Source organism: Methylobacterium sp. FF17 (assembly GCF_025813715.1).
Lineage (GTDB): Bacteria > Pseudomonadota > Alphaproteobacteria > Rhizobiales > Beijerinckiaceae > Methylobacterium > Methylobacterium flocculans.
Map to the genome: position 1 here is coordinate 4,823,899 of NZ_CP107532.1, position 21,763 is coordinate 4,845,661.

The 21,763-nt window shown below is 69.9% G+C and carries 21 protein-coding genes and 1 pseudogene; 12 read left to right on the top strand and 10 right to left on the bottom strand.

Annotated elements, in window-relative coordinates:
- Positions 1 to 124: 124 nt before the first annotated feature.
- Positions 125 to 427 carry a hypothetical protein gene (locus OF380_RS23095; protein WP_264047988.1) on the bottom strand — a complete coding sequence of 101 codons (303 nt, stop codon included), beginning with the start codon at positions 425 to 427 and terminating at the stop codon, positions 125 to 127.
- A 61-nt stretch (positions 428 to 488) separates the two neighbouring features.
- Here OF380_RS23095 and OF380_RS23100 point away from each other — a divergent pair, with 61 nt between their 5' ends.
- Positions 489 to 668: a hypothetical protein gene (locus OF380_RS23100; RefSeq protein WP_264047989.1), complete on the top strand. Its 180-nt coding sequence runs from the start codon at positions 489 to 491 to the stop codon at positions 666 to 668.
- 1,139 nt (positions 669 to 1,807) lie between these two features.
- Here OF380_RS23100 and OF380_RS23105 read toward each other — a convergent pair.
- The 3 genes from OF380_RS23105 to OF380_RS23115 form a co-directional block, all read right to left on the bottom strand.
- The gene (locus OF380_RS23105) at positions 1,808 to 2,071 is read right to left on the bottom strand and encodes a hypothetical protein (protein ID WP_264047990.1); all 264 of its coding nucleotides are present in this window, start codon (positions 2,069 to 2,071) and stop codon (positions 1,808 to 1,810) included.
- Between the two features lie 167 nt (positions 2,072 to 2,238).
- Entirely contained in the window at positions 2,239 to 2,577 is a 339-nt protein-coding gene (locus OF380_RS23110) for a hypothetical protein (RefSeq protein WP_264047991.1), read from the bottom strand.
- Positions 2,574 to 2,837, bottom strand: a complete 264-nt coding sequence (locus tag OF380_RS23115; RefSeq protein WP_264047992.1) for a toxin-antitoxin system HicB family antitoxin — start codon at positions 2,835 to 2,837, stop codon at positions 2,574 to 2,576. The genes OF380_RS23110 and OF380_RS23115 overlap by 4 nt, the downstream gene beginning before the upstream one ends.
- Positions 2,838 to 3,023: 186 nt before the next feature.
- Here OF380_RS23115 and OF380_RS23120 point away from each other — a divergent pair, with 186 nt between their 5' ends.
- The 3 genes from OF380_RS23120 to OF380_RS23130 are packed head-to-tail and all read left to right on the top strand — an operon-like array spanning position 3,024 to position 4,388.
- A complete protein-coding gene (locus OF380_RS23120; protein WP_264047993.1) occupies positions 3,024 to 3,203 on the top strand; it encodes a hypothetical protein in 180 nt (59 codons plus the stop codon).
- Between the two features lie 10 nt (positions 3,204 to 3,213).
- Positions 3,214 to 4,134, top strand: coding sequence for a hypothetical protein (locus tag OF380_RS23125; RefSeq protein ID WP_264047994.1), 921 nt, complete (start codon positions 3,214 to 3,216; stop codon positions 4,132 to 4,134).
- 2 nt (positions 4,135 to 4,136) lie between these two features.
- Positions 4,137 to 4,388 carry a hypothetical protein gene (locus OF380_RS23130; RefSeq protein WP_264047995.1) on the top strand — a complete coding sequence of 84 codons (252 nt, stop codon included), beginning with the start codon at positions 4,137 to 4,139 and terminating at the stop codon, positions 4,386 to 4,388.
- A gap of 587 nt (positions 4,389 to 4,975) precedes the next feature.
- Here the strand turns inward: OF380_RS23130 and OF380_RS23135 are convergent.
- Positions 4,976 to 5,224 (bottom strand): globin domain-containing protein, encoded by a 249-nt coding sequence (locus OF380_RS23135; RefSeq protein WP_264047996.1) that lies wholly within the window; start codon positions 5,222 to 5,224, stop codon positions 4,976 to 4,978.
- A gap of 254 nt (positions 5,225 to 5,478) precedes the next feature.
- Between OF380_RS23135 and OF380_RS23140 the strand changes: the two genes are divergently transcribed.
- Positions 5,479 to 6,459: an aliphatic sulfonate ABC transporter substrate-binding protein gene (locus OF380_RS23140; RefSeq protein ID WP_264047997.1), complete on the top strand. Its 981-nt coding sequence runs from the start codon at positions 5,479 to 5,481 to the stop codon at positions 6,457 to 6,459.
- Between the two features lie 46 nt (positions 6,460 to 6,505).
- Here the strand turns inward: OF380_RS23140 and OF380_RS23145 are convergent.
- Together OF380_RS23145 and OF380_RS23150 are read right to left on the bottom strand one after the other, a co-directional pair.
- A pseudogene (locus OF380_RS23145) lies at positions 6,506 to 7,592 on the bottom strand (LLM class flavin-dependent oxidoreductase); the annotation flags it as partial.
- Between the two features lie 27 nt (positions 7,593 to 7,619).
- Complete coding sequence (locus tag OF380_RS23150) at positions 7,620 to 8,837, bottom strand: acyl-CoA dehydrogenase family protein (RefSeq protein WP_264047999.1); 1,218 nt, start codon at positions 8,835 to 8,837, stop codon at positions 7,620 to 7,622.
- 302 nt (positions 8,838 to 9,139) lie between these two features.
- On the opposite strand from OF380_RS23150, the gene OF380_RS23155 reads away from it, so the two are divergent.
- From OF380_RS23155 to OF380_RS23170, 4 genes are all read left to right on the top strand, one after another.
- Positions 9,140 to 10,552: an LLM class flavin-dependent oxidoreductase gene (locus tag OF380_RS23155; protein ID WP_264048000.1), complete on the top strand. Its 1,413-nt coding sequence runs from the start codon at positions 9,140 to 9,142 to the stop codon at positions 10,550 to 10,552.
- Positions 10,553 to 10,863: 311 nt separating this feature from the next.
- On the top strand, positions 10,864 to 11,814 hold the full coding sequence (locus tag OF380_RS23160) for an aliphatic sulfonate ABC transporter substrate-binding protein (protein WP_404810629.1): 951 nt from the start codon (positions 10,864 to 10,866) through the stop codon (positions 11,812 to 11,814).
- 1 nt (position 11,815) lies between these two features.
- A complete protein-coding gene (locus tag OF380_RS23165; RefSeq protein ID WP_264048001.1) occupies positions 11,816 to 12,859 on the top strand; it encodes an LLM class flavin-dependent oxidoreductase in 1,044 nt (347 codons plus the stop codon).
- A 227-nt stretch (positions 12,860 to 13,086) separates the two neighbouring features.
- Entirely contained in the window at positions 13,087 to 15,465 is a 2,379-nt protein-coding gene (locus OF380_RS23170; RefSeq protein ID WP_264051458.1) for a type IA DNA topoisomerase, read from the top strand.
- A gap of 23 nt (positions 15,466 to 15,488) precedes the next feature.
- On the opposite strand, the gene OF380_RS23175 is transcribed toward OF380_RS23170, so the two are convergent.
- Positions 15,489 to 15,617, bottom strand: coding sequence for a hypothetical protein (locus tag OF380_RS23175; protein WP_264048002.1), 129 nt, complete (start codon positions 15,615 to 15,617; stop codon positions 15,489 to 15,491).
- Positions 15,618 to 15,976: 359 nt separating this feature from the next.
- Here OF380_RS23175 and OF380_RS23180 point away from each other — a divergent pair, with 359 nt between their 5' ends.
- On the top strand, positions 15,977 to 16,867 hold the full coding sequence (locus OF380_RS23180; protein ID WP_264048003.1) for a LysR family transcriptional regulator: 891 nt from the start codon (positions 15,977 to 15,979) through the stop codon (positions 16,865 to 16,867).
- Positions 16,868 to 16,904: 37 nt separating this feature from the next.
- On the opposite strand, the gene OF380_RS23185 is transcribed toward OF380_RS23180, so the two are convergent.
- A complete protein-coding gene (locus tag OF380_RS23185; protein ID WP_264048004.1) occupies positions 16,905 to 17,999 on the bottom strand; it encodes a YeiH family protein in 1,095 nt (364 codons plus the stop codon).
- A 233-nt stretch (positions 18,000 to 18,232) separates the two neighbouring features.
- On the opposite strand from OF380_RS23185, the gene rocF reads away from it, so the two are divergent.
- Together rocF and OF380_RS23195 are read left to right on the top strand one after the other, a co-directional pair.
- Positions 18,233 to 19,162, top strand: a complete 930-nt coding sequence (gene rocF / locus OF380_RS23190) for an arginase (RefSeq protein WP_264048005.1) — start codon at positions 18,233 to 18,235, stop codon at positions 19,160 to 19,162.
- A 149-nt stretch (positions 19,163 to 19,311) separates the two neighbouring features.
- Complete coding sequence (locus tag OF380_RS23195) at positions 19,312 to 20,559, top strand: sensor domain-containing diguanylate cyclase (RefSeq protein WP_264048006.1); 1,248 nt, start codon at positions 19,312 to 19,314, stop codon at positions 20,557 to 20,559.
- An 87-nt stretch (positions 20,560 to 20,646) separates the two neighbouring features.
- Here OF380_RS23195 and OF380_RS23200 read toward each other — a convergent pair whose 3' ends face one another.
- Positions 20,647 to 21,657 carry a PAS domain-containing protein gene (locus OF380_RS23200; RefSeq protein ID WP_264048007.1) on the bottom strand — a complete coding sequence of 337 codons (1,011 nt, stop codon included), beginning with the start codon at positions 21,655 to 21,657 and terminating at the stop codon, positions 20,647 to 20,649.
- Between the last annotated feature and the right edge of the window lie 106 nt (positions 21,658 to 21,763).

Consider the following 21,763-nt stretch of genomic DNA (forward strand, 5'->3'; position numbering starts at 1 on the left):
TGCTGTTCGCCCCTGTTATTCAGCCACCCTGATGGCGATAGCATCCCTCGTAGAACAGGGTCTGCGGCTCGAGTGACCGACCCGCATTCGGCTCCTAATTGTCAGCCGTAGTTCGGTTTCGCCCTCAGGGTCTGACCGCCTCAATGTCGTTGACGTAGATGGAGTCCGGCGCACATGGATGCCATTCCTTCTTGGCGTCCATCTGGCCCTTGCGACCCCAGCAGTACCCAGCCTGAGCCAATCGCCCGCTCAGGCGGTCTCGCAAGGTGCACTGCTCTTTGATGATAGCCGTGTCGCCGGTCCCCTCACAGCCTTGGGTCGCCTTGGCCTCGGCAGCCAGGAGCTCCTGAGCGGTCGGAAGTTGCTGCTGCGCAAATGCTTCGCCAGAGGCGATGAGAAGAGCGAGGACGGCGGCCACGATGCGCATCCTTGCAGGATAGCCGCCGGGGTGCAGTTGTCGAGGTGGGGCATGACTCTAGATCGAGGCGATGACCGACCTCAATTCTCTCCTTGACCGCCTGAAGGCACGCCAACGCGACGTCATCATGCAGGCTTCCAAACAGGACATGCTACCGCCAGACGGCATGCTCAGGCAGATCGCTGAACTCGAAAACGCGATTGCCGCCGCAGAGGCCGTCGGAGAAGAAGAGGCGGACCGCGACGTATAGATTCCATACAGCCCGCTGCATTCAGAAGGCGGCAAGTAACCTGTAGCGGCTACCGTTCAGCCTGCCTCGCCAATCGTAGGGCCTTCAGACGCTCAATCTTATCGTCCTGCGCCTGACTGGCGTCCGAGAGCTCCGTCCAAGCCATCTGTGCGATGCGCTCCTTCTCAGCCTCCCTCGAAACCTGGGACTCAGTGCGCGGCAAGGCCTGGCTTAATCTGAGATGCATGGCTGTCTTCCTTCTGGGTAGGGATATGTAGGGCGCAGCTGCGAAAAGCGGCTCGTACCAAGTGCTGGGTGTGGTGGCGAAAGACGCGAAAGCGTCTATGCCAGCGCCTGCGGATGCAACGACGGCGTTCCCGAAAATGTCTCCGGGTTGAGCGAACAGCCAGCGTGCTTCCTACGGTGCGCAAGAATGGGGCGTGCACTCGGAGAATAGGCACCGTAGGCACTCATCTGCCCATGGCAGGTCGGACAACGCTTCGTATCCAAACGGTGACGTTTTAGGGCTTCTATGACGCTGACCGTCTTCCACGTGCCGTCAATTTTGACTTCACACGTTAATGGGCGATCTGTTCTCATTCGTTAGCATGACAGATTTGCAAAGCGATCGAAAGAATCAATTAATCAAACTGCGCATTTAATTGAGAGTTGCCAAAAACCCGCCGCAGTTTGTGCCGGGCGGGTAAGGTGGTTGTACTCGGGGCAAGCGCACGGCAACCTGAGTGGATACAAGCCTAGCCGCGCTAGATCACGTTGCACGGGTACGGAGGCGAGGGCTACTCTAATTTATGAGGAAGCACGCGTCAGAACCGCACCCCCTCAATTACAAGTCGCGGCTAACATCGTAGGTGGGTTCTATAGCATTGAGCTGAGCACTTCTCGTCAGCTGATGAAGCACAAGAAACCGTAGCCGTCGTGCGTTATAGGCGAGCGATGATTCCCCGGGCTGCCGCTCATCTCCGGACGGACGCGTAAATGCGAAATATTCATTAGACTGACTTAGATTAAGGCCGACGTAGATCTCGGCCCCATTGTCATCGATCGTGATGCATTTGGCATCTTGCAAGTGCATGCGTTCGGCTGGATCAAAATTCATCTGCTCCACCTTGATGCTTGCCACGAAGGCGGCTTTAAATTTATCAATGTAAGGTCGGGGCAGGTTCTAAGAAGGCGCCCATCCCCCCGCCTTCTATGACTGCATCGACAAAGGCATCCATGGCATCGCTGTCCAACCTGAAGGTTTCGCTCCAAACCGTCGACCAGCCCTTTTGATCGACCACTTCGAGCGTCCAACGATCCCGTGTGCCAGCAGCCCGATAGACTTTCACCGAGACTGTTACGCCATTCCGAGTTGCCATGCTCGTGAGGCGAGAAAACTCCATTTTAGGTGCTTCGAGCGTCATGGGTATCACTCTCAAGCTGCGAGTTCATTGAGGGACACGTATGTGTCCCCAGCCCATGGTCCATTCTCAGACAGCTTAGCAGATCTTCTTCTCAGAAGCTGTGGTGATTTCCCTCGTGCGCAAGCCAGATCCGCGATCCAAGCGCCGAGAGGGGCGAGCATCAGGTTTTACCCCTTCGTCCCTTGGAACGGCCGGAACATCCACGCGAGCCGCCCCGTGGCTTCATCCTCGGCAGCACCTTGCTGCGCCTCGGTGTGGTTCTGAGGCTGCTCTGCGGAGACTCCGTGCATGATCTGACCGAGAAGAGACGGCAGCTCCTGGCCATGCTCCCTGAGCACGAGTGCGGCCTCTAAGAGCGCGCGGATGTGTCCATCGGGAACCGGCCGGCTCATGATCTGAGCGTCCAGCACTTGGTCAGCGAGGAGCGTCGCCAAGCGGGCTACCTCGGAGAGGCGATCGAGGGTCTCTGCCCTCTCAATCTCAGGCATCATGAGCTCACTGCTCATGTCTTCTTCGCAGACCCGGGCGTCTCAGCCGTTGCGAGATGGGGCTCGTTGCTCAGCGTGCCGGTTGCGGTACCGCCGAGATATCCGTTCGCCTTGAGATGATCGGAGAGCAGCTTTTCCACGAGCGAGGTCAGAGAGCGCTGATCGTCGGCCGCTGCGCGCTCAGCAGTCTCCTTCAGTTCCGGATCAATCCGAAGGTTGAGGGTTGCCGTCTTCTTTCGCTGCTCAGCCATAAAAATGTAACGCCAGTGGCTTGACATCAGGGGTTCAAAGCGTAACGTAAATGGCGTTACAAAGCAAACGGCCCGCCAAGGTGTTGGAGCACCAAAGCGAGCCTGACCACTCACGTCGAGGGACGACGCATTATGGCTACCCCGAATTCTACAGCATCGGCACGCGCCGGTGAACGCTCCCGCTCGCCTTTCGTAGCGGTTTACTCCCGCCCCATGCCTTTGCTGGAGCCCGATGAAGCCGACGCGGAGGCCGGCCACGTCATCACACTTGTGCGCCCTGACACGGCCCACGTCCGTGCTCCCCGCTTCCTCGACTTCGCTGGTGACCTCGTCTCGGGTGTCCTGATCATCGCCGGGGGCGTGTTCGCCTACGGCTTTGTGCGGCTCGGTTGAGGAGGCTGCCATGAAGTCTGCAAAGAGAGCTGAGGTCAGCAGCGTACGCTCGGACCTGGGACAGCGAGCGAAGGCATCCCGAGCCGCCGCCAAGCGCGTGTCAACGGCAGCGCTTTCCGCCGTCGAGAAGTCAGATCCGATCCTGCCCCACATCGCTGAGGCCTACCGGCTGATGCGCATCTGCGATGAGGCGTTCGCGGCGCATGATCAACAAGGATTGGGGGGCACCTTTGAGCAGGCCGACGACGCTCAGGATGCCCTGGTCGCGCACTGCGACAATGTCCTGATGCAAATCCGGCCGACGAGTGCCGCCGGCGCAGTCGCACTGGCACGCTTTGCGGTAGATTGGTTCGAGAGCCAGGGCGTTCCACTCGCGCGAGACGAGTATGGAACGAGCGTTCTGCGATTGATTGCGGCCCCATTCTCGCCGGCAGAGCACCCATACGCGAGCCGCCGGGAGCTGAGCACGGCTGCTGCAGCGCCTCAAGGCAGCACCGAAGCGCCGAGAGCGACTGTCAGCCGGCTACCGCATGCTACTCGCTTAGACGATGTCCTGGATAATGCTCGCAGCTATGCGAACGAGTTCGATTTTAGTCCTTTCAGCATCAAGGATCTTGCTCACCTTTTCGATGTCGCTCGACACGCGGGCACCTACTGGGGAGACGTCGGCAACATGCCGCTCTCTGGCGGATTCGGCGCTGACGGTTCCAGCCTGACAAACGTCGGCTGGTTTGTTGAAGGCGAAGAGCAGCGCATGTCGTTTCTGCGCGACCGGTGCGTTGCCGAAATCGCGCAGCGGGGGCCCACCAATGATTCTGAGCGCGATGAAATCCTCTGCGTGCGCATCGCCCATGAGTTTGACTGTAACGGCCGGATAGATCGCGCGGAGGCACCAAGCCTCCTCATCGAAGCGTTGAAGGCGTGGGGGTGATCATGAGCAACGTTTTTCGCTTTCCGGCCTCTCGGCGGTTTCAGGCCACCACCATCCCGCGTGAGGAGTTCCAGCGCCTCGCCGATCTTGCTCTTGATGTCGTCGATCAGATTGTTGCGATCCTCGACGCGGCGGATGGGGATGCCGACTTTGAGCTGGACACTGATCTCGAACCGTCCCTTGGCGCTCCTGAGGGGCACGAGAGTCAGGTTGTGTGGCTACGAGGCGGCGCCCGAGACTTCGAGACGAGCTGACTCGACCCCGACCACTCAGTGCTCGTTCGCGTCTGGCTGTGGCAACAGCAGGCCGGCAGTGATGGCAGTCAGGATCGAGACGTAGGCGTAGAAAATCACTGTCTCAGGCATGGCTGGCACTCGATTGAGATAGGGGGCGCTCTTATCCCCTGAACCTCACATTCGAGTGACTGTTCCGCCCTGTGGCGCGGGTAAGGCGGTTGCTACCGCTTTTGCTACCCAACTCATTGATACGAGGTAGGACGGAGAACGATGAGAGAACGCCCGCAATCCGATTTTGGCAGTCAGAACAATACTTTATCTGACTGCCTGGGATTGTGCAGGATGGCCGGGAGCGAATTTCAAGACCGCTGCCTTAAACCACTCGGCCACCCTTCCAAGCCCTTGCGGACGCGAGGGACGTTCCCTCCGCCGAAGCACCGGGCGGTGCTGCCGATGTGTCGCTCGATCGACCGGCGACCTTGTCTATGGCCGGGTGCCGGGCGGCGTCAACCGCCGGTCCGCCTGCCGCCGGGCGGTGGGACGCGCGGGGTGGTGCGGGCCGGATCGCGGCGCTCACCCTGCGGCCTCCGCGGCGGCGGCCTGCATCACGCGGGACACGAGGGCGTAGGTTTCCGTCCAGGCGGCGCGGACCTCCGGGGTAAATCGGCGCTGAGCCCCTGCGCCGGGGTCCAGAGGCGTGCGGCACCGACCGGCTCGTAAGGCGCCGCCTGCGTGCCGAACGCGACGTGCCGGCGTCCGAGGGTCTGCAGGGCGGACGCGACCGTGTCGGGCTGGTCGAGGTTCGCCACGGCGAGGCCGAGCATCGCCATGAGCTTCTTCTTCTGCTCGCGCATGTCCTCGGGGAACAGCGCGCAGCCCCGGCGCGATCGCCAACCGGCGTCCGTGGAAGAGGTCGGCGATCGGCCGGACCTTCGCAAAACTGTCCTGAACGATGCTGACCTGCTGCGCCGGCCAGGTTTCGCGGAAGGACGTTCTCGCGGTCCCAAGGACAACGGAAGCTCATTTTGTCGCGCCCAGGCTATACCCGTCTCCACGGCGGGCCGCACCGGGTTTCCGGGGCGGACGCCGACCGTCAGGAGACCCGCGCGTGACGTTCACCAGACGCCGAATCCCGGCCCTTCTCCTCGGCCTCGGGGCCAGTCTCGCCGGCGTGCACCCCGCGGCGCTCGTGAAGCCCGCGGCGGCGCAGGAAGCCGCGCCGGCGACGTTCCGGATCGGCTACCAGAAGATCGGGCTCATCGTCGTCGCGCGTCAGCAGGCGACCATCGAGAAGCGCCTCGCCGCGCAGGGCACGAAGGTGCAGTGGGTGGAGTTCCAGGCCGGGCCGCCGCTGCTCGAGGCCCTCAACGCGGGCAGCATCGATTTCGGCTATACCGGCGACGCGCCGCCGATCTTCTCCCAGGCGGCGGGGGGCAACCTCGTCTACGTGGCCGCCTCCGCGCCCTCCGGAGACGGCGAGGCGATCCTGGTCAAGGCGGATTCGCCGATCCGGTCGGTGGCGGACCTGAAGGGCCGCAAGGTGGCGGTCGGGCGCGGCACGAGTGCGCACAACCTCCTCATCGCCGCCCTGGAGAAGGCGGGCCTCGCGTTCTCGGACATCACGCCCGCCTACCTGACGCCCGCCGATGCCGGCTCGGCCTTCGCCAATGACAGCGTCGAGGCCTGGTCGATCTGGGATCCCTACTTCGCGGCGGCGCAGGCGCGCAGCCGGACGCGGGTGCTGACGACCTCCGGCCAGACCCTCGACGTGTCGGCCTACTTCCTGGCCAACAGGACCTTCGCGGACGCGCATCCGGGGATCATCGCCAGCGCCCTGGCGGCGCTGTCCGAAGCGGCGGCCTGGGCCGACGGCCATCGCGACGCGGTGGCGCAGGCCCTCGCCACCGTGACGGGGATTCCCTTCGCCATCCAGAAGGCCGCGGCGGATCGCACGCAGTTCGCGGTCCGGCCGCTCTCCGACGCGATCCTGTCCAATCAGCAGGCGACGGCGGACCGCTTCCACCGCCTCGGGCTCATCCCCCGCGCCATCAGCGTCCGCGACGCGGTCTGGACCCCGCCACGCACCTGAGCGCGGTGCGCGGGGCGATCAAACCCCGCGCCTTCCGCGACCCCACTCACGGGACGCGGTGGGGCGGCCTCGGCAGGCCGAGATGCGCGCAGGGTCCGGCCCGCGTAATCCGTGCGGAACAGGCCCCGGCGCTGGAGTTCCGGGATGACGAGGGCGGCGAAATCGTCGAGGCCGCCCGGCAGCGTCGGCGGCATGATGTTGAACCCGTCCGCCCCGTAGGCCTCGAAGCGCTCCTGCAGCGCGTCGGCGATCCGGCTCGCGGTGCCGACGAGGGTCCAGTGGCCGCGGGCGCCGGCGATGAGCAGGGAGAGTTCGCGGATGGTCAGCCCCTCGCGCCGGGCGAGGGGCAGGATGAGAGCCTGCCGGCTCCTGCCGCCCTCGGTCTCGGGCAGGTCGGGCACCGGCGCGTCGTCCGGGTAGGCGGAGAGGTCGGCGCCGGTGAGCTGTTCGAGGAGCGAGCGGCCGACCACGGGGTGGATCAGCGCCTGCAATGCGCCGTCGCGGTCCTGCGCCTCCCCTTCCGTGCGCCCGACCACCGGGAAGGCGCCCGGCATGATCTTGAGGTGCGCCGGATCGCGGCCGAAGGCCCCCATGCGGCCCTTCAGGTCGGCGTAGAAGGCGGTGGCGTCCGCCAGGGTCGTCTGCGCGGTGAGCACGATCTCGGCGGTGCGGGCGGCGAGCGCCTTGCCGGCCTCCGACGAGCCGGCCTGCACCACGACCGGATGGCCCTGCGGGGGACGCGGCACGTTGAGGGGCCCGCGCACCGAGACATGCGCGCCCTCGTGGGACAGGAGGTGCAGCTTGTCGGGATCGAAGAAGCGGCCGGCCTCCCGGTCGCGCACGAAGGCGTCGTCCTCGTAGGAATCCCAGAGGCCCCGGACCACGTCGACGAACTCCTCGGCCCGGGCGTAGCGGTGGGCATGGGCGAGGTGGCTCTCGCGGCTGAAGTTCCAGGCCTCGCGCGGGTCGGCGGAGGTCACGAGGTTCCAGCCGGCCCGGCCTTCGCTGAGATGGTCGAGGGAGGCGAACTTGCGGGCGACGTGGAACGGCTCGTTGTAGGTGGTGGAGGCTGTGGCCGCGAGGCCGATCCGCTCGGTCACCGCCGCGAGATGGGCGCGCAGGTGCAGGGGCTCGCGCCGGCTCGTCATCGCGGGCCGCCCTCAGGCCGATCCGACCCGGTACTCGCGCGGCGGCGCGAGGCCGCTGACCGCGAAGGCGCCGACGATGCGGTCGCGGTAGATCCGGGGGTTGTGCGAGGCGATGGTGCGGGCGTTGCGCCAGTAGCGGTCGAGGCCCAGGCCCTCCTTCACCGCCGAGGCGCCGAGCGCGTCGAACAGGCCGGTGGTCGCCTCCAGCACGAGGTTCGTCACCACGGTGACGGCCTGGTTGACCTCGACATCGGCGAGGCTGGCGGAGGCCGTCGTGTCCGCGCCGGCGGCGCGCGCCTCGAACACCCGCTGCACCGCCTCGGCCGCCTTCAGCACGATGGCGCCCGCCGCGTAGGCGTTGCCCCGGACGCGGCCGACCACCGCCTGGACCTGCGGATCGTCACGGGTGTGGGCCGCGTTGCCGTGGCTGTAGACGCGTCGGCGCTCGGCCACGAGCCGGGCCACGTCCTCGGCCGCCGCGCGACCGATGCCCGCGAGCGTGGCGAGGTGCACGAGCTGGAAGAACGCCATGGCGTAGGGAAAGCGCGCCGGATCCGGCTTGATCCAGTCGGGCTCGACCACGACGCCCGTGAAATGCGCGGTGCCGCTCGCGGTGAGCGCCTGCCCGAACCCGTCCCAGTCGTCGACGATCTCGACGCCGGGCGCGCGGGTGGAGACCGCCGCCACCACCGGGGCGCCGTCCTCGTCCTGGGCCGAGAGGTGGATCCAGTCCGCGAAGAGCGAGCCGGTGGTGTAGAATTTCCGGCCGTCCACGACCCGCTCGCCGCCGCGCTGGCGGATGACGGTGTCGAACTGTCCGACCCGCGCCTCCCCGGTCTCGGAGACGCCGCTGCCGATGGTCTCGCCGGCCGCGATCCGCCCGGTCCAGCGCGCCCGCCATTCGGGCGAGGTCGAGCAGAGCACGTCCTCGGTGAAGCCGAAATGCGCGCGCAGCGCATTGGTGACGTTGGAATCGGCCTGCGACAGCTCGATCAGCAGGTTGAACAATTCCGGCAGGTTCGCCCCGTGCCCGCCCGCCTCCTCCGGGAGCCGGAGGGTCGTGAAATGCGCGTCCCGGAGCCAGTCGATCTCGGCATGCGGCAGCCGGCGCGCCCCGTCCCGGGCGATCGCCGTGGCGCGGATCTCGGCGAAGACCGGGCGAAAGCGCGTGGCGAGGTCCTCGTAGCGCCCGCTCGGCCCCGCGCCCCAGCCTGCATCGGTTTGCGACATGGTCTGTGAGATCCCGTACCTGAACGGCGCCGGTGTGGCGGCAGGCGCTGAGATCCGGGATTATGATCGGAAACTCAAGACGTTCCATGGTATTTCTGCGGTGAATGGTCAAATTTAGAAGCCGTTTCCCCGATCTCGACAGCAGAAAAACGATCTTTCTCTATGATCGTCGAAGTGAAAAAGAACGTTCTTGTTGACCTGCCGGGGTTGGCGACTACCCTGACCGTCGCCACTGCGCCGTCGCGTGACATCGCGTGACATCGCGTCCGTCGAGCGTGGCCTCCGCGCAACGGAATCCCTCTATGACGAACCGCCGAGAACTCCGGCCGCGCGAACTCCGGCTGAACGCCTTCCAGATGGCCTCGCCGGGCCACACCTGGGCCGGCCTGTGGCGGCACCCGCGCGACACGGGCAGCAGCTACAACAGCCTCGACTACTGGGTGGATCTGGCGCGCACCGCCGAGCGCGGCCTGTTCGACGGGGTCTTCCTCGCCGACGTCCTCGGTCAGTACGACGTCTATGGCGGCAGCGCCGATACCGCCCTGGCCCGGGCCGCGCAGGCGCCGAGCCTCGACCCGTTCCTGGTGGTGCCCGCCATGGCACAGGCCACCCGCCATCTCGGATTCGGGGTCACCGCCAACCTCACCTACGAGCACCCCTACCCCTTCGCCCGGCGGATCACGACCCTCGACCACCTCACCGGCGGCCGGGTCGGCTGGAACACCGTCACCGGCTACCTGGAGAGCGGGGCGCGGGGCATGGGCCAGGACAGGGCCCGCGACCATGACGCGCGCTACGAGGCGGGGGAGGATTTCCTGGCGGCCGCCTACAAGCTCTGGGAGGGAAGCTGGGCGGACGACGCCGTCCGCCGCGACCGGGCCGGCGGCGTCTTCACGGACCCCGCCAAGGTGCACCGCATCCGCCACGACGGACCCTATTACCGGGTCGACGGCCGCCACCTCGCGGAGCCCTCGCCCCAGCGCACGCCGGTCCTCTACCAGGCCGGGACGTCGAGCCGGGGCCGGCTGTTCGCCGGGCGCCACGCGGAGGCCGTGTTCCTCAACGGCCAGACCAAGCCCCTGGCGGCCCAGGCCGTGCGCGCCATCCGCGAGGCCGCCCGTGCCGCCGGGCGCGACCCCCACGACATCCGCATGTTCCTCGGCGCCACCGTCATCGTGGCGCCGACCCGCGCCGAGGCCCTGTCCCTCCGCGACGAATATGCCCGCTACCTCGACGTCGAGGGCCAGCTCGCCCTGGTTTCCGGCTGGACCGGCATCGACCTGTCGGTCCTGGGGCCTGACGAGGCCCTGGCCTACGTGAAGACCAACGCCATGCAGTCCCTGGTGGAGACCCTGACGCAAGGCGGCGAGCGGCCCTTCACCCGGGCCGACTTCGCCGAGTTCGGCCCGCGCGGCGCGCGCGCGCCCTTCATCGTCGGCGCGCCCTCGGAGGTCGCCGACGAACTCGTCGCCTGGGCCGAGGCCACCGATGCCGACGGATTCAACCTGACCCGCGCGGTGGCCCCCGAGACCCTCGAGGCCTTCGTCGACCTCGTGGTGCCGGAACTGCAGGCGCGCGGCGTCTTCAAGACGCGCTACCGGGAGGGGACGCTCCGGGAGAAGCTGTTCCCGGACGCCGGGCCCCGTCTCAAGGCGAGCCATCCCGGTGCGGGGTTTCGTCCCGAGGCGCCGGGCGCGGTGCGGGTTGCCTCCTGAACCGGGTCGATGCGGAGGGAGGACAGGTGTTTCGGCACCCGGAACGGGCCGGAGAAACATCGATCCAAGGTTTGGCTAAAATTCGGAAAAGCGTTTTCTTGCGTGTCGGCGATCAGTGTCTGTAGAAAGGATGAATAATGCGTGATCGTCCTGCCGTACGGCAAATGATCCGAAGTCGAACACGCTTGAAACCTGGTGCGCGCCGCCCGGTCCCGTGATGGGCCGGGGTGAGGCCGCGCCGGACCCGATATCCCGATCCGGAGCCGATGATGACCGACGACACGCCGCGCGGGGCGACCCCGTCGCGCCGGATGATCCTGCGCGCCGGGATCGGCGCCGCCGCGCTCCTGCCCCTGGGCGCCCCGGCGGTGCGGGCGGCCGAGCGCACCGTTCGCCTGAGCTACCAGCGCTCCTCGACCCTGCTCACCGTCCTGAAGGCGAAGGGCACCCTCGACGCGCGCCTGAAGCCGCTGGGTTTCGCGCCCTCCTGGCACCTGTTCACCAGCGTGATCGAGCCGATGAACGCTGGGGCGGTCGATCTCCACGCGGACGTGGCGGACGCGGTGCCGATCTTCACGCAGGCCGCCAACGCGCCCCTGACCTTCTACGCCCGCGAGGTCGGCGCGCCCTCGGCCGAGGCCATCATCGTCCCGGCCGAATCGCCGATCCGCACGATCGCCGACCTGAAGGGCCGCACGGTGGGGGTGTCGCGGGGCTCGGGCTGCCACTTCATCCTGGCGGCGGCGCTCAGGAACGCGGGCCTCGGCATCGCCGACATCAAGCCGGCCTACCTCCAGGCGCCGGAAGGGCTCGCGGCCTTCGGCCAGGGCAGCCTCGATGCCTGGGTGATCTGGGATCCGTTCCTCGCCATCGCGCAGGCCAAGCGCCCGGTCCGGGTGCTCGCCGACGCCACCGGCCTGTCGAGCTACCACCGCTACTATCTGGCCAATGACAGCTTCGTGGCCGAGAACCCCCACGTGGTCGCGGCCGTCTACGAGGCCCTGAAGGAGGCCGGCCGCTGGGTGAAGGCCGAGCCGGAGGCGGCGGTGGCCCTGCTCGCCCCGATCTGGGGCGACCTGTCGCCGGAGGTCGTCGCTACCGTGAACCGGCGGCGGACCTACGAGGTCACCCCGGTCGTGCGTGCGGAACTCGGCGAGCAGCAGGCCATCGCCGACACCTTCCACGAGGCCCGGCTGATCCCGCGCAGGCTCGACGCCACGGGCGTGCGCATCTGGCAGCCCTCCGGCGCGCGGGCGGGCTGAGGTGAGCCCCCCGCCCCGCTTCGGGATCTGGGCCGCCGTCCACGGCGCGCGGGCCGCCCACCACGATCCGGACGAACCGGACGACGCCACCTGGGAGCGCAACCGCGCCCTGGTGCTGGAGGCCGAGGCGCTGGGCTTCGACGCGGTGCTCGTCGCCCAGCACACGGCCAACCCCTTCGACGATGCCCGCGACCAGCTGGAGGCCTGGACGGCCTCGGCCGCCCTGGCGGCCCTCACCCGCCGCATCGAGATCATCGCGGCGATCAAGCCGGGGCTCTACCACCCCGTCGTGCTCGCCAAGATGGCCCTGCAGATCGAGCACATCGCTCAAGGGCGCTTCGCCCTGAACCTGGTGAATGCCTGGAACCGGGCCGAGTTCGAGCGGGCGGGCCTCCCGTTCCCGGCCCACGACGCGCGCTACGCCTATGGGGCCGAATGGATCGGGCTCGTCGACCGGCTGATGCGGGGCGAGCGCGTCACCCATGCGGGCCCGCATTTCCAGGTCTCGGATTACCAATTGCGCCCGGCCGGGACCTTCCGGCCGCGCCCGACGATCTATCTCGGCGGCGAATCGGAGCCGGCCCGTGCGCTCGCGGCCGAGCGGGCCGATGTCTGGTTCATCAACGGGCAGCCCCTCGCCGACGTCGCGGCCCTGATCGCGGATTTGGCCCGTCGGCCCACCGCCCGGACGCCCCTGCGCTACGGCCTCTCCGCCTTCGTGATCGCCCGCGAGACGGACGCGGCGGCAGAGGCGGAGCACGCCCGGCTCCTCGCCCTGGCGCATCGCGACGCGGCCCTGCGGGCCGAGACGCGGGCCCGCACCGATGCGGCGAGCGTGATGTTTGCCAAGACCGACGCGGCGGCCAGCCGCCACGTGGGCACCAACGGCGGCACGGCGGCCGGGCTGGTGGGCAGCTACGCGACCGTCGCGGAGCGCATCCGCGCCTTCCACGGGGCCGGCATCGCGCTGTTCATGCTGCAGTTCCAGCCCTTCGAGGCGGAGATGCGGCGCTTTGCCGAGCATGTCCTGCCCCGGGTGCGCTGAGCCCCGGGCCCGCGCCGGCTCCGGTGCCGCCTGCGACAAGCCGCTTGCCACGAACCGCTCCCTGCCCTCATAAGAGAACAGAGAGAGAACTGACGGGGCGCCGGCCGGCACGGTCGAGGCGCGGCCCGGACGGATCGCGGGGGCGGCGGGGCACGGTCATGACGGTGAGTGCCACGCCCGGTCCGGTGCCCGGCCGCACGCTGTTCTTCTTCGAGAAGCCCTCGGCGATGCGCCAGCTCCAGCGCTTCTTCCGCTCGCCCGGCACCGTCTGCGTCGCGGCCGAGGGGCACCTCCTCGCGGCGGAGGAGCCCGGCCGGATCCGGCCCGACTGGAAGCCCTGGCGCTTCGAGGCCCTGCCCATCGTCCTCGACGCCATCCCGCTCCAGTGCGGCACGAACCGGTCCGGCCAGTCCCATGCGGGCCGGATCGCCGCCATCGCCCAGGCGTTGCGGGGCGTCGAGCGGGTCATCATCGCCACCGATCCGGGGCGCGAAGGCTCGATGATCGCCTGGGAGGTACTGGAGCATCTCGGCTGGCGCGGGCGCGTGGATCGCCTGAAGCTCGGGGCGCTGGACGACGTCTCGATCCGGCGCGCCTTCGCGACCCTGGCGCGGGAGCCGGATTCGGGGGAGCGCGACTACGCGGCCTATCTCGAGGCGCTCTGCCGCCAGTACGAGGATTACCATCTCGGCCTGAACGGCACCCGCGCCATCTCCCTGCGCCTGCGCCCGCCCGCCTTCCGCGAGCCCTGGCGCTTCGGCGGCGTGCAGTCGCCCACCCTCGCCATCCTGGCCGATCTCGAGGCGCGCATCCGCTCCTTCGTGCCGCAGGACTTCTACAAGGTGGCGCTGCACGTGGAGACGGGCACCGGCGCCGCCCTGACCCTGTGGCACATGCCCAAGGAGCGGATCTTCGCGCGCGGGACGGCCGAGGCCATCGCGGCGGCCGCCGCCGCCTGGTCCGGGCCGCTGGCGGTGGAGCAGCGCGACGTGCGCCGCGCGCCGCCGCGCCTGTTCTCGAAGGACACCCTGGCCCGGCGCTGCGCCAAGCGCTTCGGCTGGGACCCGCAGCACACCGCCCGGCTGGCCCAGGAACTCTACGACCAGGGCTATCTCAGCTATCCGCGCACCGAGTCGGAATCGCTGCCGGAGGGGCAGGCGGGGGATGCCGGCGCGGTGCTCGCCGCCATCGGTCGCGTGCGCCCCGATCTCGCGGCCCTGATGACGGACGACCCCATCATCCGGCGCGGCGCGAAGGGTCACTACGTCAAGGATCCGGGCGAGCACCACGCCATCGTGCCCCTGCGCAAGGTGCCGGAGGGGGGCCGGCTGAACGCCGAGCAGATCCGGCTGTGGGACCTCGTGGCGAAGGCCTACGTCGCCGCCCACCTGCCCGACGGCATCGATGCCCGCACCAGCGTGGCGGCGGAGGTTTCGGTGGGGGAGATCCCGGAGGCAGCGGCCGCGCCGGGCCCGAGGCGCTTCTCGGTGACCGGCCGCGTCGTCCGGGTGCCCGGCTGGCGGGCGGTCTACGGCGCCGAGGCGGAGGCCGAGCCCGACATCGTCCCCGGCAAGGCGCGGCGCGAGGACGAGGCCAGCGTCGCCCGCCTGCCGGCCGTGACCGACGGCGAGGCCGCCCGCGCCACCGGCGCCGAGATCGCGCAGGCGGTCACCGAGCCGCCCCGGCGCATCACCCGCGGCGAGTTGCCGGTGGTGATGGGCCGCCTCATCGATCAGGTCGAGGATCCGGCGGCCAAGCGCGCCCTGGAGAACCCCGTCAACCCGAACGAGCCGAAGGGGCTCGGCACGGCGGCGACCCGCGACACCATCCTGCCCAAGCTCCTCAAGAGCCACTACATCAGCCTGGCCGGCGGCAAGGATCCGGCCATCACCGTGACGGAGGTGGGGCTCGCCTTCATCGCGGCGGTGCGGCGGGTGTTCCCGGCCTATGGCGATCCGGTGGGGCGGGCGATGTTCGAGGCGGATCTCGCCGAGATCGGCCGGGCCACCACCCGGGCGGACGCGCTGGCGCGGGCGGACCGCTTCCGTGCGCGCACCCGCGCCCGGCTCGACGCCCTGATCGACGCCATCGGGCGGGCGGAGGTCGTCAGCCTCGATCCCGGCCTGATCCCGCCGGGCGCGAACCCGGCGGCCCAGGGCGAGGCCCGTCCGCCGACGCCCGCCATGGTGGCCTTCGCGGTGTCGCTGGCCGCCCGCAAGGGCGTGCCCCTGCCCCGCGGCTGCAAGAGCAGCCTCGCCCGCTGCCGGGCCTTCCTCGACGCCCATGCGGGGCCGCGCCCCGAGGCCCGCGACGGGGTGGGCGCGGAGCGGGCCCCGAGCGCCGCCATGCTGGCCTATGCGCGCCGCCTGGCCGAGGACCGGGGCCTCGCCTGCCCGCCCGAGGTCGAGGCGCGCTTCGACGCATGTCGCCGCTTCCTCGATGCCCACGCGCCCAAGGTGTCCGAGTCCGAGGGCTCAGCAGCGGGGGCTTCCGCCGCGCCCGCACGGCCCGCGACGCGCGCCCCGCGCGGCAAGGCCCGGCCGGTATCCGCGCAACGGTCACGGGCCGGCACGCGGGGCGCCGCCCGGCCGGCGGCGTCGCCCTGATCCGATGGAGCCGCGATCCTGGATCAGGTCGCGGCGGGGCGGCCGCGCAGGAGCCCGCCGAAGCTCTGGAACGGAAGCCAGAGAAGTTTCAGGGACGCCCGGATGGTCAGGACGGCGGCGACGGTGAAGAGCGCCAGCAGCGTTTTGATCATGGGTTCGTTTCCTTATCCGGGACCGCCTGGCCTCTGCTTGCGGCAGGACCACCGGCCTCCACCAATGGGCTCGGAGAACAGGGCGGGATTAAGGACAACCCTGGGCGCGACCGGCCTCGAACGTCCTTCGCCGCGCCGATGTCCGTCCGGCCTCTTACCACGCCGATCCCGCGAGGCTGGGGCCGGATTGGTTAACAAATCCTTTGATGCGACGGGCGCCCCGCGTCGGCGAGGCCGAGCCTGTCACCGAATGGCGGGCGACCCGGGGGGATAGGCAGGGGCCGCCTGCCCCCCTATCACCGGGCGACCCCCGCGCCCTCTCGTTCCCATGACCCGTCCTATCCCATGACCCTTGCCCCATGACCCTGGACCAGTTGCGGATCTTCGTGGCGGTGGCCGAGCGCGAGCACGTCACCCGGGCCGCCGAGGCGCTCAACCTCGTGCAGTCGGCGGTGAGCGCGGCCATCGCCACCCTCGAGGGCCGGCATGCCACGAAGCTGTTCCACCGGGTCGGGCGCGGCATCCAGCTCACGGAACCCGGCCGGGTCTTCCTCGACGAGGCGCGCGCCGTCCTGGCCCGGGCCGAGGCCGCCGAACTGGTGCTGGCCGATCTCAGCGGCCTGCGCCGGGGGACGCTCGCCCTCCAGGCGAGCCAGACCATCGCCAGCCACTGGCTGCCGGCGCACCTCGTGGCCTTCCGCCGGGCCTATCCGGAGATCGTGCTGCGCCTCGAGGTCGGCAACACGGCGGAGGCCGCCGCCGCCGTCCGCGAAGGCCGGGCCGAACTCGGCTTCGTCGAGGGCGAGCGCGACGATCCCGCCCTGGCGAGCACGGAGGTGGCGCGGGACGAACTCGTGCTCGTGGTGGCGCCCACGCATCCCTTCGCGGGCGGGGGCGCGATCGGGCGCGAGGCCCTCGCGGCGGCGGACTGGGTCCTGCGGGAGCCGGGCTCGGGCACCCGCTCGGCCTTCGAGGCCGCCCTGGAGGCGCGCGGCCTCCCGCCCGCCGGCCTGAAGGTGGCCCTGGAACTGCCCTCGAACGAGGCGGTGCGGGCGGCGGTGGAGGCCGGCGGCGGGGCGAGTGTGCTGTCGGCCTCGGTGGTCGCCGGCGCCCTGCGCGCCGGCACCCTGGTGCGGGCCGACCTCACGCTGCCGGCGCGGCTCTTCCGGGTGCTGCGGCACCGGGAACGCTACCGCAGCCGCGCGGCGGACGCGCTCCTCGCCCTCATCGCCCGCGCGCCCGCCGGCTGAGAAGTCCTGCCCAAGGCGAGAGAAGCCCCGCTCGGGATCAGAGAATACCCAGGCCGCGGATCAGCCCGAGGCTGATGCCGCCCAGCGCCAGCAGGGAGGCGACGACGGCGAGGGTGACGCGCAGCCCGGCGCGGGCGACGACCCGCACGTCGACCCCGAGGCCGAGGGCCGCCATCGACACCACGGTGAGCAGGGTTGCGGCCCGGGCGAGGATCGGCAGGACGGCCTCGGGGATCAGCCCCGCCGCACGCAGCCCGGCGAGCGCCAGGAAGGCCAGGATGAACCAGGGCACGAGGCGGTGCAGCGGGACGCGGTCCGGCGCGGGGCTTCCCGGCCGACCCGACCGCCTCCGCCCCAGCGAGAGGGCCAGCACCACGGGGCCGAGCATCAGCACCCGCACGAGCTTGACCAGGGTGCCGACCTGCACGCTGAGCGCGGCGACCGGGGCGGTGGCGGCGAGCACCTGCGGCACGGCGTAGACGGTGAGGCCGGCCAGCACGCCGTACTGCATCGGCGACAGGCCGAGCAGCGGCACCAGCAGCGGCAGGAGGACGACCACCAGCACGCCAAGCACGGCCGTGAAGGCGATGGAGGCTGCGACGTCCTCACCCTCGGCACCGATGACCGGGGCGGTGGCGGCGATCGCCGCGTTGCCGCAGATGGAATTGCCGCAGGCCACCAGCATCGCCAAGCGGTGCCGCAGGCCGAGCGCCCGGCCGATGGCGTAGCTCGTCGCGATGGATACGGCGACGACCCCCGCGATGCCGAGGAGGAGGCCGGGGCCGGCCTCCAGCAGCGTGGTCAGGCTCAAGGAGGCGCCGAGCAGCACCACGGCGATTTCGAGCACGGTCCTGGCCCCGAAATCGATGCCGGCGTCCCAACGCGGCGCGGGCGTCCACAGGGTGCGCAGCACGGTTCCGATCAGGATGGCGAGCACCAGCGCTTCGAGCCAGGCATTGCCGAACAGGCGCACCTCGACGGCTTCGAGGAGCATCGCCGCCGCGCTCACCGCGAGGCAGAGCGCCAGGCCGGGCAGGTGCGCCGTGATGTGCGCGGTTATGTGCGCAGTGAGGCGCGTGCGCAGGGGCGCGGGGGCTCGCGTGATGCGGTCGGGCGGGTCGGTGGCGGTCATGGGGGCGTCGTTCGTCATGACCCATAGGCCCATGTCGCGACCGTTCGATCCAACAGAACGTGGCGATGCATTCGTTCTGATATCGTGATGATACGGTTGGGAGGCGCAACCCGCCGTCACCGTGGCGGGGACCTCGCGGTCGGCGCCGCCCCGCCCTACCTGCCCGGCGGCACGGCCCTGGCAAGGCGCCCGCCGGTCCGGCGAGCCGAGGGGGCCGCGACGCGAGGAATGCCATGACGAACACACGCTGCACCCTGATCGGCGTCCGCGTGCAGGAGGGCGCCGGCCGGCTCGGCTGCGACATGGGGCCGAGCGCCTACCGGGCGGCGGGGCTGGCCGAGACCCTGTCCGGCCTCGGGCTCGACATCGTCGATGCGGGCGACCTCGCGCCGGGCCCCGCCAGCCCGCGCGCCCATCCCAACGGGGTCCTGCGCCACCTCGGCGCCGTCGCGGCCTGGACGGCGGTGATCGCGGACGCCGCCTACGCGGCGAGCGCCGAGGGCCTTCCGATCTTCCTCGGCGGCGACCACAGCCTCTCGGCCGGGACGCTGTCCGGCCTCGGCCGCCGGGCCGCCGAGGAGGGGCGTCCGCTCTTCGTGCTCTGGCTCGATGCGCATGCGGATTTCCACACCCTCGACACCACCACGAGCGGCAACCTGCACGGCGTGCCCCTCGCCTACGCCACCGGGCGCGCCGGCTTCGCGGGCTACCTGCCGGCTCCGCCCGCCCCTATCGACGCCCGTCATGTCTGCCTGATGGGCACGCGCAGCCTCGACCCGGCGGAGCGCGTCGCGGTGCGCGAGTCGGGCATGCTGATCCACGACATGCGCACCCTCGACGAGGCCGGTGTCGTCGCTCCCCTGCGGACCTTCCTCGAACGGGTCGCGGCGGCCGGCGGGCGCCTGCACGTCAGCCTCGACGTGGATTTCCTCGATCCCGGCATCGCGCCCGGCGTCGGCACCACGGTGCCGGGGGGCGCCACCTTCCGCGAGGCGCACCTGATCATGGAGATGCTGCACGATTCCCGCCTCGTCGGCAGCCTCGACCTCGTCGAGCTCAACCCCTTCCTCGACGAGCGCGGGCGCACCGCTCACCTGATGGTGGATCTGGCCGCGAGCCTGATGGGCCGTCGCGTCCTCGACCGGCCGACGCAGAGCTACTGACGGCGGACCTCGACCGGGGGGCGCGGGTCATCCGTCCGGGCGGCCCCGGGTTGGATCGGAAACGATCGAGGCCGTCAGGATTTTCGTAAACCAACTTGGGTTAGGCCTTGTCGGATCGACCCGAGACCAGGACCTGACGAGACCACACAATGGGGCGCGAGGCGCAGGGCGGAGAGGCGGGGCGGTTGGTCGCCCTCGACCGTTACGACATCCTCGATACGCCCCGGGAAGAGGGCTTCGACCGCATTACCCGGCTGACGCGGCGCATCTTCGACGTGCCGATGTCGACCATCACGCTGATCGACGGGCATCGGCAGTGGTTCAAGGCGCGGTCGGGCGTGGAAGCCTGCGAGACCGCGCGGGGGCCGGCCCTGTGCAACGTCGCCATGCGCGAGCCCCGCATCCTCGTGGTGCCGGATGCCCGCGCCGATGCACGCTTTTGCGAAAACCCCTTCGTGACCGGTCCGCCGCGGATCCGGTTCTATGCCGGGGTTCCCCTGCGAACCCCCGACGGCCACAGCATCGGCACCCTGTGCGCCATGGATACGCGTCCGCGCGCCTTCTGCGACGGGGAGGCCGAGACCCTCGCCGACCTGTCCCAGATCGTGATGGGCGAACTCGAACTGCGCCGCGTCGCCATGACGGACAGCCTCACCGGGGTGCTGTCGCGCCGGGCCTTCCGGGACGAGGGCGCCCGCGCGCTCGCCCTGGCCCTGCGTTACGGACACCCGCTCGCCTGCATCATGGTGGATCTCGACCACTTCAAGGCCGTCAACGACGGCTACGGGCATCCGGCCGGCGACCGCGTCCTCTCCGCGATGGCGTCCGCCTGCCGCAGGGAGCTGCGCACCTCCGACGCCTTCGGCCGGGTGGGCGGCGAGGAGTTCGCGGTGCTCCTGCCGCACACCGATCTCGCGTCGGCGATGATGGTCGCCGAGAAGCTGCGGGCCGCCATCGCGCAGCTTCGCGTGGCGACGCCGGCCGGCCCCCTCCGGGTCAGCGCCAGCTTCGGCGTGGCGGCCCTCGACGCCACGGTGACCGAACTCGACGGGCTGCTGCGGAACGCCGATGCCGCGCTCTACGCCGCCAAGGCGGGGGGGCGGGACCGCTGCGTCGCGCACGGGCCGTCGCGTGAACCAGCGCATGGCCCGGCGTCTGGGCGGCGCCCGGCGATCCGCACGCGCGTGCTCAAGGCGGGCTGGCTCTCCCTCGAAGGCGGGCGCACGCGCGTCGACTGCACCGTCCGCAGCCTGTCCGACGAGGGGGCGGGCCTGAAGGTGATGGACGCGGGCGTGATCCCCGAGACCTTCGAACTCGTCATTGAGGCCGATCACTTCTCCCGCCCCTGCCACGTCGTGCTGCGGGCGGACGGGCACCTCGACGTGGCGTTCCGCTGAGGGCCGCCCCGCGCGGCGACGGTGCCGCGTCCGCGCCTCCGGGCGCCTCAGCGGGTCTCGGCGGGTCTCGGCGGGGCTCAGCGGGGCTTAGCGGGTCTTGCCCACCGCGATGATCGCGCTTTCGGTGAGCGAGAAGACGATGCCGGCCGCGCGCAGGGCCGCCACCGCGCGCTGGCGGCTCGCGGGGCCGAGGGCGGGGGCGTCCTCCTCGAACCGGCGGATCGTCGAGAGCGAGAGGCCGCTGGCGCGCGACAGATCGGTCATCGACCAGTCGAGGAGGGCCCGGGCGGCCCGGATGTGCGGGCCTTCGATCCGCTGTTCCAGGCCGTGCCGGAGCGGTCCGGCGGCCCGCGCCGGGAGGTCGATGGGACCGACGTAGTTCGTCCAGTACGCGAGCGCGCCCTGCGCGTCGGAGGTCGGGATCATCACCATGCGGTATCGCACGGTCTCGCCGTTCGCGAGCCTCAGGGTCGGCGTCGTGTGGAGCAGGCTCTGCGTGAGGTAGAGTTCGCGGCCGTACTCCCTCCAGTGCCGACGCTCGCTCGGCAGGATCGGACGGGTCGGCTCCTCGATGAGTTCGTCCTCGGGAAGCCCCACGAGTTCCTGCCATTCCGGCGAGAAGGCGCGGAACGGGTAGATCGCCGTCGTCGAGGTGAAGGCCCGCACCCGGTCGAAGATCGCGCGGTCCTGGCGCCGCCGGACCGCCTGCGCCCGCGCCAGGACTTCCCGGTCGCTGACGTCGATGAGGATCCCCTGTGCCGAGAGCGGCCGGCCGGATGGCGAGACCCGGACCTCAGCGCGGCTCATTACGGTGCGGATCGTCGAATCCGGGCGCAGGATCCGGAAGCTCTGGTCGGGGAGGATGCCGAGCTGGTTCGACCCGAAGGGATTCATCGCGGGCGGACGGTCCGCCGGATGGATGAGGCTGTACAGGATCCGGTAATCGGCCGTGACGGCGTCGCGGCAGAGACCCAGGATGCCGTAGAGCCCGGGAGACCACACATGGCAATCGTCGGAGAAATGCCAGCTCCAGTGGCCCGTCAGCCCGAAGCCTTCGAGGAGGCGGAGTGTCTCGGGGGGAGAGAAGCGGGCGGGCATGCGCGTTCGAAGGAGATGGCTTCCGGGGGATGCGTCGATCTAGATCATTGACAGGGATCAGGATCTTACCTCGCCGCTCGGCCGGCGGCAATCCGCAGAATGCCGT